The 508-nt window shown below is 54.5% G+C and carries 1 protein-coding gene; it reads right to left on the bottom strand.

The features are described from left to right. Nucleotides 1-508 (bottom strand): ketose-bisphosphate aldolase (locus C3D30_RS20220; RefSeq protein WP_123058543.1); only part of this gene is annotated, 508 nt, incomplete at both ends.

Genomic DNA, 508 nt, shown 5'->3' with positions numbered 1-508 from the left:
GTCTTGATGGTGCCAGCGAAGGCTATTTTTAATTCTGTGGCAACGTTCACTTTTGTTACGCCAAGTTCAATAGTGCGACGGACAAATTCATCCGGGACATCGCTGGCACCATGCAGCGCCAGAGGAACATCGACCACTTCACGAATTTCCGCCAGCCGCTGGAAATCAATCTTCGGCGTTTTGCTGTATAAGCCGTGCGCCGTACCAATCGCTACCGCCAGGCTGTCGACGCCAGTCAGTTCGACAAAGCGTTTAGCTTCTTGTGGATCGGTCAGGAATGCACTTTCGGCGTCAACGCTCATGTCATCTTCAACACCGCCGAGGCGGCCCAGTTCTGCTTCCACGCTGCAATCCTGGGAGTGGCAGAAGTCGACAACCGATTTCACCAGCTTCACGTTCTCGGCAAACGGGAAATGACTGCCGTCGATCATCGCGCTGCGCACGCCTGCGTGGACTTTACGGCGAATATCATCCAGCGATTCGTGGTGATCAAGATGCAGTGCCAGCG

This window comes from Escherichia sp. MOD1-EC5433 (assembly GCF_002966005.1).
Taxonomy (GTDB): domain Bacteria; phylum Pseudomonadota; class Gammaproteobacteria; order Enterobacterales; family Enterobacteriaceae; genus Escherichia; species Escherichia ruysiae.
The sequence above is the reverse complement of the archived record's forward strand: the minus strand, read 5'-3'. Positions and strand labels throughout refer to the sequence as shown.